Raw genomic sequence first — 15,378 nt, forward strand, 5'->3', positions numbered from 1 at the left:
GCCGGCCCGCCGCCGGATTTGGAACCTGCTATTCGGCGGCGCGAAGCGGCACTTTTGTCCGACTGGACGTCTCATCGTCGGCCCACACGATCTCGACCCCGCGAAGGCGGCGCGCCTCGCGCTCCAGCGCCCAGTCGCGCGCCAGCCGCGACGAGCGGCCCAGCGACATCCGCGCCAACAGCCGGGCGAAAGCCCGCACGTAGGTCCAGAACCAGACCCGCAGCGCCAGCATCGACGGGGTGAAGACCAGCGTCAGCACCGTCGCCACCCCCAGCCCGAAAACCACCGCCGTCGCCAGGTTCTTCCACCAAAGAGCGGTCGGGCTGTCGATCGAGTAGCCGCCCGCGAAGAAGTCGAGGCTTAGCCCGAACATCATCGGTGCAAGGCCGGCCATCGTGGTGATCGTGGTCAGCAGCACCGGGCGGATGCGATCCTCGGCGGTTCGAATGATCGCTTCTATCCTCGGCATGTAGCGTTCGTAATCCTGGTATGTGTCGATCAGGACGATGTTGTTGTTCACCACAATGCCCGCCAGCGCGACGATGCCGGTGCCGGTCATGATGATGCTGAAATACTGGTCCATCACCAGCATCCCGATCAGCACGCCCGTGGTGGACAGCACCACCGCCAGCAGCACCAGCACCGCGTTGTAGAAACTGTTGAACTGCGCCAGCAGGATTATGAACATCAGCCCAAGTGCCGCGGCAAAGGCCGACTGAAGGAACGCCTGCGATTCCGCCTGGTCCTCCTGGTCGCCGGTCCATTCCCAGTTGACGCCCGCGGGCAGGGGCCGGGTTTCAAGCCACTCCGTCAGCTGCGCGATCCGTTCGTTCGCCGTGACCGGCGTCAGCTGCGCCGTGCGGTCCGACAACGCCTGCGCGACCGTGTCCGCCGTGGCTTCTCCGGTCAGCGCGACAACCCGATAGCGCGTGCCGTCGGGGGCGCTCAAATTCCTGCCTTCTTCGCCGGTCACGCCCGCATCCAGAACGCGTAGCACGGCGCTTGCCTCCGAGGCATCCGCGTCGGCGGTCGAGAGGACGACGAGTCCCGGCGTGACATCCGCCTTGACGTCGAAATACCGCTTCTGGTCGATCCGGGTGATCTCGTCGAGCTTGGGCACAGGCGTGCGGGTGATGAAGTTCGACAGCGGCACCAGCCCGTTCTCGGTGCGCACGCGGAGCGTGTCGAGGGTCGACAGCAGGCGGTATTCCTCGGGCAGGCGGACACGGATCTCGATCTCGTCTTCGGCATTGGCGGGGGTGTAGCTGTCCAGCAGCACGCCGCGGGTGACCAGCTGCACCATCGCGCCGACGGTGGCCACGTTCGCACCGAAGCGGCCGGCCTTTACCACGTCGACGTCGATCTGCCAGTCGATCCCGGGCAGGGGGCGCGTGTCCTCGATCAGCGTCAGGCCCGGCGTCGCCCTGAAATGATCGTGGACTTGCGCGACCCCCTGCAGCAGCGCGTCGCGATCGTCGCCCTTCAGGCGCAGATGGATCGGCTTGCCGCTGCCCGGACCCATCGTCTGGGCGAGGATCTCGATCTCCACGCCGGGGATGCGGCTCAGGCGCGCGGTCAACTCGTCGATGATCGCGTCGCCGTCCAGCCGGTCGAGCGGCACGTCGTGGATCGCGGCATAGGCCGCCCGATCCTCCCACGGAACGGTCTCCAGCTGGATCTGGCCGATCGTGTCCTTGGGCGCCTGCGCTCCGCCGGTGTTGGCGTCGAGGCCGCCCTCGCCGGCGAAGGCGAACGCCGAGCTTACGCCGGGATGCGCCAGCACGATCGCCTCCGCCCGGCGCACCAGCGCGTCCTTTTCGGCCAGCGACAGGTTGCCCCGGGCGCGGACGTAGACGATGGCCTGCTCGGGTTCGCTGTCGACGAAGAACTCGACGCCGTTGTTGTTCTCGGCGAAGTAGCCGAACGTCGCGATGACGAAGGCGACCACGGCGGCGATCGTCATCAGCGGCATGATCGGGTTGCCGGCGATTGCACCGATCACCCTTCCGAAGGGCGTACGGCGGTACCGGCCGTCGATGCGCCGGGGGGCGCGCCGGATCGCTGCCGCGTCGAAGGCGATCGACGCCAGCACCGCGAACAGCGCGAAGACCAGCGCGCCGGGCAACCGGCCCAGCCAGCCCTCGGCCAGCGGCGCGAACAGGTAGGCCGGGTTCAGCACCATCATCGCGCCCATGAACAATCCCAGCAGCACCGCCGGCACCAGCGCCGCGCGCAGCCACCACGGCGTCGTGCCGCGCAACCCATCGGACGCCCGCCCGATCATGCGCGAGAACCGCCCGGTCACGCCGCCCATGACCGGCAGGTAGACCAGCGCCACCACCAGCGATGCCGACAGCACGAAGATCAGCGTGACCGGGAGCATGCCCATGAACTCGCCCGGCACCCCGGGCCAGAACAGCATCGGCAGGAACGCGCACAGCGTCGTCGCGGTGGACGAGACGACCGGCCAGAACATCCGCTTGGCGGCCTCGACATAAGCGGTCATCGGGCCCGAGCCCTCGGATATCCGCTTGTCGGCGTATTCGACCACCACGATCGCGCCGTCGACCAGCATGCCCACCGCCAGGATAAGGCCGAACATGACGATGTTGGACACGGTGATGCCCATCACCGCCAGCAGCACGAAGCACAGCAGGAACGATGTCGGGATCGCGAATCCGACCAGCAGCGCCGGTCGCGGTCCCAACGCTGCCAGAACCACGATCATCACCAGCGCGATGGCGGTCAGCACCGAACCCTCGAGCTGCGTGACCATGCTTTCGACCTGCCGGCTCTGGTCGTTCGAGGTGCCCACGTCCAGCACCGCGCGCAGGCCCGCCGGAAACCCGGCCTCGGCCTCGTCGACCACCGCGCGGACCTGCGCCACCGTGTCGATGATGTTGAAGCCCTTGCGCTTGACCACCTGCAGCGCGACCGTGCGCTCGCCGTTGAACCGAGCCGTGCCCTCTCGATCCTCGAACGTCACGTTGATCGTCGCCAGATCGCCCAGCGTGACCACCCGGTCGCCATTGATCTTCACGGGCAGGTCGTGGACGTCGCGGGCGTCGTCGAAGCTGCTGGGAATCTTGACCGAGAAGGCGCCGGTCTCGGTCTCGACCTCGCCGGCGGCGATCAGCTGGTTGTTGTTCTGAACGACGCTGATGAGTTCGTCGGCGGTAACGTTGTAGGACTCCAGCTTCAGCGGGTCGATCACCACCTCGAGCATCTCGTTGCGGTTGCCCGCGATCCCGGCCTCGAGCACCGCGTCCAGCGCCTCGACGCGGTCCTGCAGGTCCTTGGCGACGCGCGCCAGCGTGCGCTCGGGCAGCGGACCGGTCAGGTTCACGATGACGATGGGAAACTCCGAGAAGTTCAGCTCGTCGATCGAGTAGTCCTCGGCCCCCTCGGGAAACCGCGCCTCGGCATCGCTCATGCCCTGGCGGACGTCGGCCATGACCTGGCTCTTGTTCCAGCCGAACTCGAATTCCAGCGCCAGACCCGCGTAGCCCTCGGCCGCGGTGGCGGACATGCTCTTCAGCCCGTCGAGATCGGAAAGCTCGGCCTCCATGGGCTTGATCAGCAGCGTCTCGGCATCGGCGGCCGAGATGCCGGGGAAGGGCACCGACACGAACAGCGCCGGGATCTCGATGTCGGGCTCGCCCTCCTTGGGCAGCGAGACGTAGGAATAGCCGCCGGCGACCAGCGACAGCACGATGAAGGCCAGGATCATCCGCGCCCGCGCGGCGGCCCAGTCGACGATGCCGGTCACTGGATGACCTCCTCGAAGCTGGGTGCGACGGGAACGCCGTCCGTGACGTATTCCTGGCCCAGCGTGATCACGTCGACCTGCGCGGGCAAGCCCGCGACCAGCACGCCCGTCTGGGTGTCGCGCAGCAGCGTCACGGGCTGGAAAAGCGCGGTGTCGTTCTCGGCCACGGTGCGCACGCCCAGCGTGCCGTCGTCGTCAAGCGTCAGCGTCGATTGCGGCAGCAGGTGCGCCAGCGCGCCGTCTGCCTCGATGCCGATCTCAGCGGTCTGGCCGTCGCGGATCGCGAGGTCGGGATTGTCCACAGTCAGCTCGAGCCGGAACGTGCGCGTGACCGGATCGGCGCTGCGCGACACGAAGGTGACCTCGCCGCTCACGCTTGCGCCGCCGGTCAGGCGGGCGGTTGCAGGCGCGCCGCGATCCAGCCGCGCCACGTCCTGTTCGGGCACGAAGCCGACGATCTTGATCGGGTCCAGCTGAAGCACCGTGGCGCAGGCGGCGCCCGGCTGCATCAGCGCGCCCATCTCGGCGGTGTCGCTTTCCAGCAGACCGGCGAAGGGGGCCACGATGGACAGCCGCTCGATCTGGCGTTCGGCGGATGCGACGGCGGCCCTGGCCGATTCGATGCCGGCCAGCGCGTTCTCCTCGGCCGAGCGCGCGGATTCGATGGCGGCCTCGGCGGACTGCAGCTGCGCGCGGGCCGTTTCGACTTCGGCGCGCGCACCCTCGATCCGGCTGAGCGCGGATTGCTCGCCGGCCTTAGCACCCTCGATCTGACTGGTCGCGGTCTCGATGCCTGCGCGGGCATTCTCGAGCTGGCTGCGCGCGGCCTGCACGCCGGCGCGCGCCGATTCGATCTGGCTGTTGGCCGATTCCACGGCGGCGCGGGCGGCTTCGATCTGGCCCTTCGCGGCCTCTATCGCGGCCTCGGCGCCTTTCACGCCCGCCTTGGCGGTCTGCACCTGCGCCTTGGCGGCCTCGAAGGCGGCCTCGGCCCCGGCAAGCCGCACCTGCGAAGAGAACCCGTCTTCGGACAGGCGCTGGGCGGCATTGAGGTTGATCTCGGCCTCGCGCAGGCGCGCTTCGGCCTCGGCCAACCGCGCCTCGGCTTCCGGGCGGCGCGCCTCGGCCTCGGCAAGCGCGGCCTCGGAGGCGGGCACCCGCGCCTCGGCCTCGCGCCGCGCCGCTTCGGAGGCCGGCACGCGGGTTTCCGCCTCGCGCAGGCGGGCCTCGGCCTCGGGAACGCGGGCACGGGCTTCGACCAGGCGGGCCTCGGCGGCGGGAATGCCTGCGCGGGCCTCGGCCAGCGCGGCTTCGGCGGCGGGGATTCCGGCCTCGGCCTGGGCTATGGCGGCACGGGCTGCGGGACGTTGCGCCTGCGCCTGCAACATCTGCGCGCGCGACGCCGGCAGACGCGACTGCGCCTCGGCCAGCCGGGCCTGCGCCTCGAGCAGCGACACCTGCGACGTGCCGGGGTCAATCTCGCACAGAAGTTGGCCTTCGTCGACGAAGGCCCCCTTGCGCAGCGGTGGCGAAACGATCTTGCCGCTGGTCTCGGCACGCACCTCGACCTGGCGCAGAGCCTCGGTCTGGCCGCGCAGCACGATGCGGCTGTCGACCTCGCGCGCGACCGAGCGCATGGCCATCACCCGTACCGCGCCGTCGTACGGCGCGGCCTCGTCGGTGGGGCCGGTGTCGATCACTGCGTCCGCGACGGTGTCTTCTGCGGCGGGAATGGGCGCGGTCAGGCCGGCAACCTGCATCAGGCGCTCGCGCTCCAGCACCAGCCCGTAAAGCGCCGCACCAACGGCCACTGCCGTCACGATCGGAAAGATCCGCATCCTGTCATTCCATATTCGATGTCGCCGCACATCGCGCGGGGGAAATACGCACGTCCGGCGGGGCAATCGTCACCGCCGGAAGAAATTCTGAACTGTTCGGTTCAGATTACGCGAGGTTACGCGCCATCGCAAGCGGCAAGAGAGCGCGACGCACCGTTTCTGTGGTGCCAGACGCGCCTTGGCACCGGGTCTGGCCCACGCTAGAAGGGCCCGGAACGCAAGGGCAGGGGGCCAGGGTGAGCAATCCCGAGAGTTTCATCGACGAGGTGACCGAAGAGGTCCGCCGCGACCGCCTGTTCGGCTATATGCGGCGCTACGGCTGGATCGCGATCCTGATCGTCGTGCTGATCGTCGCGGGCGCGGCCTGGAACGAATGGTCCAAGGCGCGCGAGGCGGCGCAGGCGCAGGCCTTCGGCGACGCCATCCTGGCCGCGCTCGAGGCCGAGGAACCCGCCGAGCGCGCCGAGGCGCTCGACGCCATCGCGCCTCCGGGGCCGGGCGGCGCAGCGGTGCTGGGTCTTCTGCTCGCGGCCGAGGCGGGCCGTGCTGATGATGACGCCGCGGCGGTCGCGCGCCTTCAGACGGTGGCCGACAGCTCCGAGATCCCGCTGATCTATCGCCAGATCGCGCAGTACAAGGCGCTGTCGCGCGGCGCGGACGTGCTGCCCCCGGACGAGCGTCGCGCCGGCCTCGAGGCGCTGGCCGCACCCGGCCAGCCGCTGCGCCTGCTGGCCGAAGAGCAGCTAGCCCTGATCGAGATCGAGCAGGGCGACACCGACGCCGCGATCGAACGGTTGCGCCGCGCGATCGAGGATTCCGAGGCGACGGCAGGCTTGCGCCGTCGGGCGGCTCAGTTGATTGTTGCGCTGGGCGGAAGCCTGACACAAGGCGGCTGATCCGGTCCGGCCGCTCATGCCGCGGCAACGCCAGCGCGGCGGACGGACGGCGAGGCAGAGAAGGCGGCCGCTAAGGGCCGCGGGGCAGACAGGCGCCGCCGGTGGCGGTGCGACAGGGAAGGGATCATCATGGCGCGCACGGCAATTCTCGGCACGCTCGGCATGTTTGCACTGCTGGCGGCCTGCACCGAGCGCGAGCCGATCCTGCCCGGCGACCGGCTGGACGTGCGCGCGCTTTCGGCCGAGGGCGATCCGGCCGCGCAGCCCGCACCGCTTGGCCCGCGCCCGATCGCCTTGCCCGCGCCCGTCGCGAACGCAGCCTGGGCACAAAGCCCGGTGACGCCGGCCTTCCGCCCCGCGCACCCGGCCCTGGACGGCACGCTGTCGCTGGCCTGGTCCGTCGATATCGGCGCGGGCGATTCCCGCCGCAAGCGCCTAGGCGCCGATCCGGTCGTGGCCGGCGGCCGCATCTTCACCATGGATGCCGACCATACCGTGCGCGCCACCTCGACCGCCGGGGTGCCGCTGTGGCAGGCGACGCTGATCCCGCCGCGCGACGGCCCGCGGCAGGGCCAGGGGGGTGGTCTCGCCTTCGCGGACGGCACGCTCTACGCCTCGACCGGGTTCGGCACGCTGACCGCGCTCGACGCCGCCACCGGCGCGCGGCGCTGGCAGCAGGATCTGGACAACACCGCCACCGGCGCGCCCAGCGTCGCGGACGGGCTGGTCTACGTCACCAGCGGAGACCGCACCGGCTGGGCGGTCGAGACCGGGACCGGCCGCGTTCGCTGGCAGATGGACGAGGTCGGCGACGTGAACAACGTGGCCGGCGCGCCCGCACCCGCATTGGGCGACGACGTGGTGGTCTTCGCCTTCGGCGACGGCGGCCTGCGCGCAGCGTTCCGCCAGGGCGGCCTCCGGCGCTGGAGCGCCGACCTGCTGGGGCGGCGCAACGGCGTGGCGCGCGCCACCGTCGACGACGTGACGGGCGATCCGCTGATCGCGGGCGACACGGTCTATGCCGGAAACCATTCGGGGCGGCTGGTGGCGTTCAACCTTTTCGACGGTGAACGCCTCTGGACGCTGCGCGAGGGCGCGCTGGGTCCGGTCTGGCCGGCCGGGGATTCGGTCTTCTTCGTCTCCGACCGCAACGAGCTGATCCGCGCCGACGCGTCGACCGGCGCCATCCTGTGGCAGCGCGAGTTGCCGGGTTACAAGGTCGTGCGCGACCCCAGCCGGCGACGCGAAAGCGCCTATGTGAACCACGGCCCCGTGCTCGCCGGTGGGCGCCTGATGGTGGCTGGATCGGACGGCGTGCTCCGGGCCTTCGACCCGGTTAGCGGCGCGCTGGTCGGCCGGACCGCTATTCCCGACGGCGCGACGACGCGTCCTGTGGTGGCGGGCGGTACGCTCTACGTGGTCAACCGGCGCGGCCAGTTGCTCGCCTACCGCTAGAGACCGCGCGACGGCGCTTTCCCCCGCGCGGCGATTGCGGTATGTGGCCCGCCTGACCGGACCGGAGCGCGCGGCACCATGAGCTTTTCCCTTGCCATCGTCGGACGGCCCAACGTGGGCAAGTCGACGCTGTTCAACCGCCTCGTCGGGCGGCGTCTTGCGCTGGTCGACGACCAGCCCGGCGTCACCCGCGACCTGCGCGAGGGCGAGGCGAAGCTGGGCGACCTGCGATTCACCGTGATCGACACCGCCGGCCTCGAGGAAGAGACCGGCGACAGCCTGCCCGCGCGGATGCGCCGCCTGACCGAACGCGCGGTGGACATGGCCGACGTCTGCCTGTTCGTCATCGACGGCCGCGCCGGCGTGATGCCCGCCGACGAGGTCTTCGCCGAGATCCTGCGCAAGCGCGCCAAGCACGTGATCCTGGCCGTCAACAAGGCCGAAGGCTCGGCCGCCGAGCCGGGCGTGCTGGAATCCTATTCCCTCGGCCTCGGCGAGCCGCTGCGCATCTCGGCCGAGCACGGCGTGGGCATGGACGAGATCTATTCCGCCCTGCTGCCGCTGTCGGACGCCTTCGAGGCCCGCGCCGAGGAGGAAGCCCCGGAGGTCGAGGTTTCGCTGACCGAGGAAGAGGCCGAGGAAGGCGCCGACGCGGTGCCCGTGCCCACGGACGCGAAGCCCCTGCAGATCGCCATCGTGGGCCGGCCCAACGCGGGCAAGTCGACGCTGGTCAACACCATCCTGGGCGAGGAACGCATGCTGACCGGCCCCGAGGCCGGGATCACCCGCGACGCGATCTCGGTCAAGGTCGCGTGGGAGGGCGTGCCCATGCGCATCTTCGACACGGCCGGTATGCGCAAGCGCGCCCGCGTGCAGGAGAAGCTGGAAAAGCTGTCGGTCGCCGACGGCATCCGCGCCATCAAGTTCGCCGAGGTTGTGGTCGTCCTTCTGGACGCCGCGATCCCGTTCGAGACGCAGGACCTCAAGATCGCCGACCTGGCCGAGCGCGAGGGCCGCGCCGTCGTCGTCGCCGTCAACAAGTGGGACATCGAGGACGAGAAGCAGGACAAGATGCGCTGGCTGCGCGAGCAGTTCGAGCACGTGCTGCCGCAGTTGCGCGGCGCGCCTCTGGTCACGATCTCGGCCCGCACGGGCAAGGGGCTGGACAAACTGCAGCAGGCGGTGATGCAGGCGCACGCGGTCTGGAACCGTCGGGTATCCACCGGGCAGCTGAACCGCTGGCTCGAGGGCATGATCAGCCGCCATCCGCCCCCCGCGCCGCAGGGCCGCCGGATCAAGCTGCGCTACATGACGCAGGCCAAGACCCGGCCGCCCGGCTTCGTGGTGATGTGCAGCCACCCCGACAAGATCCCCGAAAGCTATTCGCGCTACCTGGTGAACGGCCTGCGCGAGGATTTCGACATGCCCGGCACGCCGATCCGCCTGTTCATGCGTGGACAGGGGAACAAGAACCCCTACAAGGGCCGCAAGAAAAGGAATGCCGGCGCGCTGAAGAAGCACCTGGGGAAACGCTCGGACTGAGTAGGCGCGCGCGGCAGCGCCACGATCGCGGCGGGCGGTTTCGCTTCTCCTGTTCAGGAAGCCCCCGGGGAGGCTCGCAGGGCCGTGGGGCAGCGACCCAATGCGACGCCGATGCCGCTCTACTCGGTATCGGTTCCGCGCAGCCCGAGGATCGCAAGGATCCCCAGCACGGCAAGCCCGACCACGGCGGCGTTGAACGGCTGCGAATTCGCAACGATCACCCCGACCAGCGCCCAGATTACCGTGACCCCGTATTCCGGGGCACGGTGCAGGGCGTATTGCGTCGCGATGGCGAGGACCAATGCAAGCCCCAGCGCCACCAGCGCCGCCGGTGTCTCTCCAAGCCAGCCGTAGCCCGCCAGCAAAAGGCCCAACGACACGCAGGACGCGGCCGTCAGCCAGCCGGCATAGATCGCCACCGGCGCCTGTTGCAGCCAGCGATCGGTGTCGCCCACGCGGAACAGCGACAGCAGCGCGCCCGCCAGCATGACCCAGATCAGCACCGTCGCCGCGACGGGTGACATTTGCGCGACCCACAGCCAGACCGACCCGATCACCAGCGACACGACCAGCGGCGCGCGCATCGGCGCCCAGTCGGGATCGTCCATGCGGCGGAACAGTCCGAACAGCGCGCTGGCGATCAGCCAGACGTAGATCAGCCCCCAGATCGAAAAGGCGTAGCCCGCAGGCTGAACCGGCGGGTCCTCCTGCGGGATCGGGAAGTCCGAGGGATCAAACCCGTTGAACCCCGAGGTCAGGATCGGCGCGACGGCGAACGCGATCGCCGCAAGCGCCAGCAGGATCGCCCAGATTCGGTTCATTCCAGCGTGCCTTCAGCCGTGATGCGGGTCTTGCCGCCCAACCACGGGTGCAACGCCTGCGGAAGCGCGACCGATCCGTCCGCCTGCTGACCGTTCTCGAGCACCGCGATCAGGCAGCGCCCCACCGCGAGGCCCGAGCCGTTCAGCGTGTGCAGGTATTCCGGCTTGCCGCCGCCGACGGGCTTGAACCGGGCGTTCATCCGCCGCGCCTGGAAATCGCCGCAGACCGAGACCGAGCTGATCTCGCGGTAGGTCTGCTGCCCCGGCAGCCAGACCTCGATGTCGTGGGTGCGCCGCGCGCCGAAGCCCATGTCGCCGGTGCACAGGACCACGGTCCGGTAGGCCAGGCCCAGCCGCTCGAGTATGCCCTGCGCGCAGGCGGTCATGCGGTCAAGCTCGTCCCGGCTGCGATCAGGGTGGGTGACCGAGACCATCTCGACCTTCTCGAACTGGTGCTGGCGCAGCATTCCGGCGGTGTCGCGCCCGGCGCTGCCGGCCTCGGAGCGGAAGCACTGGGTGTGCGCGACGTAGCGGCGGGGCAGGTAGCTTTCCTCGACGGTCAGGCCGTTGACGATGTTGGTCAGCGTCACCTCGGCGGTGGGCACCAACCACCAGCCGTTGGTGGTCTGGTAGCTGTCCTCGCCGAACTTGGGCAACTGTCCGGTGCCGCGCATCATCTCGTCTCGGACCAGCACCGGCGTCCAGGTCTCGGTCAGGCCGTTCTCGGTCGTGTGCACGTCCAGCATGAACTGCGCCAGCGCCCGGTGGACCCGCGCCACCGCGCCGGACAGCACCACGAAGCGCGAGCCGGAGAGCTTGGCCGCGGTCTCGAAGTCCATGCCGGACTGGACGGCGGCCAGCTCGAAATGTTCGCGCGGGGCGAAGTCGAACTTCGGCGGCGCGCCCCAGCGGTGGATCTCGACGTTATCGGATTCGTCGGCGCCGTCGGGGGTGTCGTCGTAGGGCAGGTTGGGGATGCCCATGAGCATCTCGGTCAGCTCGACATCCAGCGCCTTGGCGCGGTCCTGCATCTCGGCGACCTCGGCCTTCTTCTGGCCCACCAGCGCCCGCAGGCGCTCGAACTCGGCCTCGTCACCGGCGGCCTTGGCGGCGCCCACGTCCTTGGCGGCGGCCTTCTGGGCGGCCTGCGCGGTCTCGGCGGCGTGAATCGCGGCGCGGCGATCAGCGTCGATCTGGAGCAGCCGCGCCGACATGGCCTCGGCCCCGCGGCGGGCGAGGCCGGCGTCGAAGGCTTCGGGGTTGTCGCGAATGGCGCGGATGTCGTGCATGACGGGCTCCCGTTTGAGTCGGGTCGGTTATGCCCTATCGGGCGGTCGAGGTGTAGGGCTTCGGGCGCCGGGGATTGGCTGGCGCGGGTCGTCCGGACGGGGCACCACGTGATGTCCCACGGTGGGACATGTTTCCGCCGTAACGATTTCAATTACTTGCAGGGACGAATTTACCTTTTCTTAGGATACGGGCGGCCGGGCCCGCCGCGCCGCCGCCCGCAACGCCGGTCCGCGCCGATCGGGCGCACCGGGGCCGCTTGCATCCGCAGGGGGCGCCGCATAGGTTCCGCGAAATCCAGCGCGGGGGGTGCCCCGCCAGCCATTCATGTCAGGAGCATCCCATGGACAGCAGTACAATCGCGCAGTTCATCCCGCTGATCCTCATCTTCGCGATCATGTACTTTCTGCTGATCCGGCCGCAGCAGAAGAAGATGAAGGACCACCAGAAGATGGTCGAGAACCTGCGCCGCGGCGACCGCGTGGTCACGCAGGGCGGGATGATCGGCAAGGTCACCAAGGTCAAGGAAGACAACGAGCTCGAGATCGAGGTCGCCCCCGAGGTCCGCGTCACCGTCATCAAGTCCACCGTCGCGCAGGTCCTGTCGAAGACCGAACCGGCCAAGGGCTGAGCCCCCCATGCTGCAGATCGAAACCTGGAAACGCGTCCTCGTCTGGGCGGTCGTGGCGCTTGGGGTGATCCTGGCGCTGCCGAACCTGTTCTACGAACGCGTCGAGCGTTACAACGACGCCGAGGCCGCGATCGAACTGGGCGCCGACACCCCGGAAAACCGGGCCGCGGCGGAAGCCTGGCTCGATTTTCTGCCTTCGGGGCTGGTGAACCTGGGGCTCGATCTGCGGGGCGGCGCGCATCTGCTGGCCGAAGTCGAGCTTCAGGACGTCTACGAGACGCGGATGGAGTCGCTGTGGCCGCAGGTGCGCGACACGCTGCGCGAGGCGCGCGACGAGATCGGCACGATCCGCCTGCAGCCGTCCGAGCCGGGCGTGCTGCGGGTGCGCATCTCGCAACCCGAAGGCATGCCGCGCGCGGTGGAACTGGTGCGCGGGCTGTCGCAGCCGGTGGCGTCGGTGACCGCGGCGGGCGCGCAGAGCCTGGACGTCTCGGCCGAGGGCGACGAGTTGGTCGTCACCCTGTCCGAGGCCGAGCGCCGCGCCAGCGACGACCGCACCATGCAGCAGACGCTGGAGATCGTGCGCCGCCGCATCGACGAGGTCGGCACCCGCGAACCGACGATCCAGCGCCAGGGCGCCGACCGCATCCTGATCCAGGTGCCGGGCATCGGCTCGGCCGCCGAGTTGAAGGCGATCATCGGCACCACGGCGCAGCTGACCTTCCAGCCGGTCGTGTCGCGCACGTCCGATCCCGACCAGTCCGCAGGGGTGGGCAACGAGATCCTGCCCTCGCTCGACCAGGAGGGTGTGTACTACGTGCTGGAGACCGCGCCGGTCGTCACCGGCGAGGACCTGGTCGACGCGCAGCCCAGCTTCGACCAGAACGGCCGCCCTGCGGTGAACTTCCGCTTCAACCCCAGTGGCGCGCGCGCCTTCGGCGACTACACGGCCGAGAACATCGGCAACCCCTTCGCCATCGTTCTGGACGAGGAAGTCATCAGCGCCCCGGTCATCCAGAGCCACATTCCCGGCGGCTCGGGCATCATCACCGGCGATTTCACGGTCGAGGAATCGACCAACCTGGCGATCCTGCTGCGCGCGGGCGCGCTGCCGGCGGAGCTGACCTTCCTCGAGGAGCGCACCATCGGCCCCGAGCTGGGGCAGGACAGCATCGACGCGGGGCAGGTGGCCACGGTCGTGGCGTTCGTCGCCGTGCTGGTCTTCATGGGGTTGTCCTACGGTCTGTTCGGGCTGTTCGCCAACGTCGCGCTGATCCTCAACATCGCGCTGATTTTCGGCCTGCTGTCGCTGATCGGGGCCACGCTGACATTGCCCGGCATCGCCGGCATCGTGCTGACCGTCGGCATGGCGGTGGACGCCAACGTGCTGATCTTCGAGCGCATCCGCGAGGAAGTGGCCGAGGGGCGCAAGCCCGCCCGCGCGATCGAGCTTGGCTACGAGAAGGCGCTGAGCGCCATCGTCGACGCCAACCTGACGACGTTCATCACGGCGCTGATCCTCTACGTGATGGGCTCGGGGCCGGTGCGGGGCTTCGCGGTGACGCTGGGCTTCGGCATCCTGACCTCGGTCTTCACGGCGATCTTCGTCACGCGGCTGCTGATCGTGATGTGGTTCGAACGCCGCCGCCCCAAGACGATAGAGGTCTGAGATGCGCCTGAAACTGGTTCCCCAGCACACGAACTGGAATTTCTTCTCGAGGCCGGCGCTGTGGCTGGGCATCTCGGCCCTGCTGGTGCTGCTGTCGGTGGCCAGCTTCGCGGTGCGCGGGCTGAACTACGGCATCGACTTCCAGGGCGGCACGACGATCCGGACGCAATCGGCGCAGCCGGTGGACGTGGCGGCCTATCGCGCGGCGCTCGACGGTCTCGGGCTGGGCGACGTGGTGATCTCGGAGGTGTTCGACCCGTCCTTCGGGCCGGACCAGAACGTCGCCATGGTGCGCATCCAGGCCCAGGAGGGGCAGGAGGCGGTCACCGCCGACGTGATCGAGCAGGCGCGCGGCGCGCTGACGGAGGTGGCCGAGGACATCCGCTTCACCTCGGTCGAATCGGTGGGGCCGAAGGTGTCGGGCGAGCTGATCCAGACCGCGTTCATCGCCGTGGCGCTGGCGATCGCGGCGGTGCTTGTCTACATCTGGCTGCGCTTCGAATGGCAGTTCGCCCTGGGCGCGGTGGTGGCGCTGGCGCATGACGTGCTGGTGACGCTTGGCATCTTCTCTTTGCTGCAGATCCGGTTCGACCTGGCGATCATCGCGGCGCTGCTGACCATCGTGGGCTATTCGATCAACGACACGGTGGTGATCTTCGACCGGGTGCGCGAGAACCTGATCAAGTTCAAGACGCGGGACCTGAAGGACCTGTTGAACCTGTCGATCAACGAGACGCTGAGCCGGACCTTCATGACCTCGGCCACCACGCTGCTGGCGCTGATCGCGCTGATCGTGCTGGGCGGCGACGTGATCCGCGGCTTCGTCTTCGCGATGATCTGGGGCGTGCTCGTGGGCACGTATTCCACGGTGTTCGTCGCCTCGGCGATCCTGCTGCGGCTGGGGGTCAAGCGCGACTGGACCAAGCCCAGCGGCGACCAGACTGGCAACCAGTTCGGCGACGTAGACGCCTGAGGCGGCGCGGGGGCTGGTCCCGCGCCGGCCCCGGCCTTAAGTCTTGGGCGTGACAGCCGAGGAGGCCATCGTGCGCATCAACGAGATCACCTTCGACGACGCCCGGCCGATCGACGGCTACGGGCCGGGCTTCTTCCGTGTGGGCGGAGAGCTTCACGACGGCCCGCTGCTGGTCGCCGGCGGCGCGCCGAGGCCTTGGGCGGGGCTGGAGGACGACGCGGCGCTGCTGGACCTGGCGGGGCAGGTGGACGTGCTGTTCGTAGGCATGGGCGGCGACGTCGCCCACATCGCGCGGTCCCTGCGCGGGACGCTGGAGGGCGCGGGCCTCGGCGTCGAGGTCATGAGCTCTCCGGCGGCGTGCCGGACCTACAACGTGCTGCTGAGCGAGGGCCGGCGCGTGGCCCTTGCCGCGCTGCCGGTGTGAGCGTTGCGGGCGGGGCAGGGGCGCTGCCCCTCTTGCTCCTGCGGGGCGATGCGCCCCTGGGAACCTTGACCAA

The 15,378-nt window shown here is 69.5% G+C and carries 11 protein-coding genes; 7 read left to right on the forward strand and 4 right to left on the reverse strand.

From position 1 onward, the window contains the following. Positions 1-28: 28 nt before the first annotated feature. Positions 29-3,769: an efflux RND transporter permease subunit gene (locus tag BLW27_RS02905; protein WP_089878993.1), complete on the reverse strand. Its 3,741-nt coding sequence runs from the start codon at positions 3,767-3,769 to the stop codon at positions 29-31. Next, positions 3,766-5,607: an efflux RND transporter periplasmic adaptor subunit gene (locus tag BLW27_RS02910; RefSeq protein WP_089878995.1), complete on the reverse strand. Its 1,842-nt coding sequence runs from the start codon at positions 5,605-5,607 to the stop codon at positions 3,766-3,768. The genes BLW27_RS02905 and BLW27_RS02910 overlap by 4 nt, the downstream gene beginning before the upstream one ends. Before the next feature lie 236 nt (positions 5,608-5,843). Here BLW27_RS02910 and BLW27_RS02915 point away from each other — a divergent pair, with 236 nt between their 5' ends. The 3 genes from BLW27_RS02915 (at position 5,844) to der (ending at position 9,500) form a co-directional block, all read left to right on the forward strand. After that, positions 5,844-6,503 (forward strand): tetratricopeptide repeat protein, encoded by a 660-nt coding sequence (locus tag BLW27_RS02915; RefSeq protein WP_089878998.1) that lies wholly within the window; start codon positions 5,844-5,846, stop codon positions 6,501-6,503. Between the two features lie 129 nt (positions 6,504-6,632). Beyond that, positions 6,633-7,958, forward strand: coding sequence for a PQQ-like beta-propeller repeat protein (locus tag BLW27_RS02920; RefSeq protein ID WP_089879001.1), 1,326 nt, complete (start codon positions 6,633-6,635; stop codon positions 7,956-7,958). A gap of 78 nt (positions 7,959-8,036) precedes the next feature. Further along, positions 8,037-9,500: a ribosome biogenesis GTPase Der gene (gene der, locus BLW27_RS02925; protein ID WP_089879004.1), complete on the forward strand. Its 1,464-nt coding sequence runs from the start codon at positions 8,037-8,039 to the stop codon at positions 9,498-9,500. A gap of 119 nt (positions 9,501-9,619) precedes the next feature. Here the strand turns inward: der and BLW27_RS02930 are convergent, their stop codons facing one another. Both BLW27_RS02930 and serS read right to left on the reverse strand, forming a co-directional pair. Next, positions 9,620-10,321, reverse strand: coding sequence for a hypothetical protein (locus tag BLW27_RS02930; RefSeq protein ID WP_089879006.1), 702 nt, complete (start codon positions 10,319-10,321; stop codon positions 9,620-9,622). Next, on the reverse strand, positions 10,318-11,610 hold the full coding sequence (gene serS / locus BLW27_RS02935) for a serine--tRNA ligase (RefSeq protein WP_089879009.1): 1,293 nt from the start codon (positions 11,608-11,610) through the stop codon (positions 10,318-10,320). The genes BLW27_RS02930 and serS overlap by 4 nt, the downstream gene beginning before the upstream one ends. A gap of 341 nt (positions 11,611-11,951) precedes the next feature. Here serS and yajC point away from each other — a divergent pair, with 341 nt between their 5' ends. The 4 genes from yajC to BLW27_RS02955 all read left to right on the forward strand — a co-directional run bounded on the left by yajC (position 11,952) and on the right by BLW27_RS02955 (position 15,305). Beyond that, on the forward strand, positions 11,952-12,239 hold the full coding sequence (gene yajC, locus BLW27_RS02940) for a preprotein translocase subunit YajC (protein ID WP_089879013.1): 288 nt from the start codon (positions 11,952-11,954) through the stop codon (positions 12,237-12,239). 7 nt (positions 12,240-12,246) lie between these two features. Next, complete coding sequence (gene secD, locus BLW27_RS02945; RefSeq protein ID WP_089879016.1) at positions 12,247-13,908, forward strand: protein translocase subunit SecD; 1,662 nt, start codon at positions 12,247-12,249, stop codon at positions 13,906-13,908. A gap of 1 nt (position 13,909) precedes the next feature. After that, positions 13,910-14,881 (forward strand): protein translocase subunit SecF, encoded by a 972-nt coding sequence (gene secF / locus BLW27_RS02950; RefSeq protein ID WP_089879018.1) that lies wholly within the window; start codon positions 13,910-13,912, stop codon positions 14,879-14,881. A 70-nt stretch (positions 14,882-14,951) separates the two neighbouring features. Beyond that, on the forward strand, positions 14,952-15,305 hold the full coding sequence (locus tag BLW27_RS02955; protein ID WP_089879713.1) for an Mth938-like domain-containing protein: 354 nt from the start codon (positions 14,952-14,954) through the stop codon (positions 15,303-15,305). Positions 15,306-15,378 lie beyond the last annotated feature (73 nt).

The sequence above is a fragment of the Citreimonas salinaria genome, from assembly GCF_900107235.1.
Classification (GTDB): domain Bacteria; phylum Pseudomonadota; class Alphaproteobacteria; order Rhodobacterales; family Rhodobacteraceae; genus Citreimonas; species Citreimonas salinaria.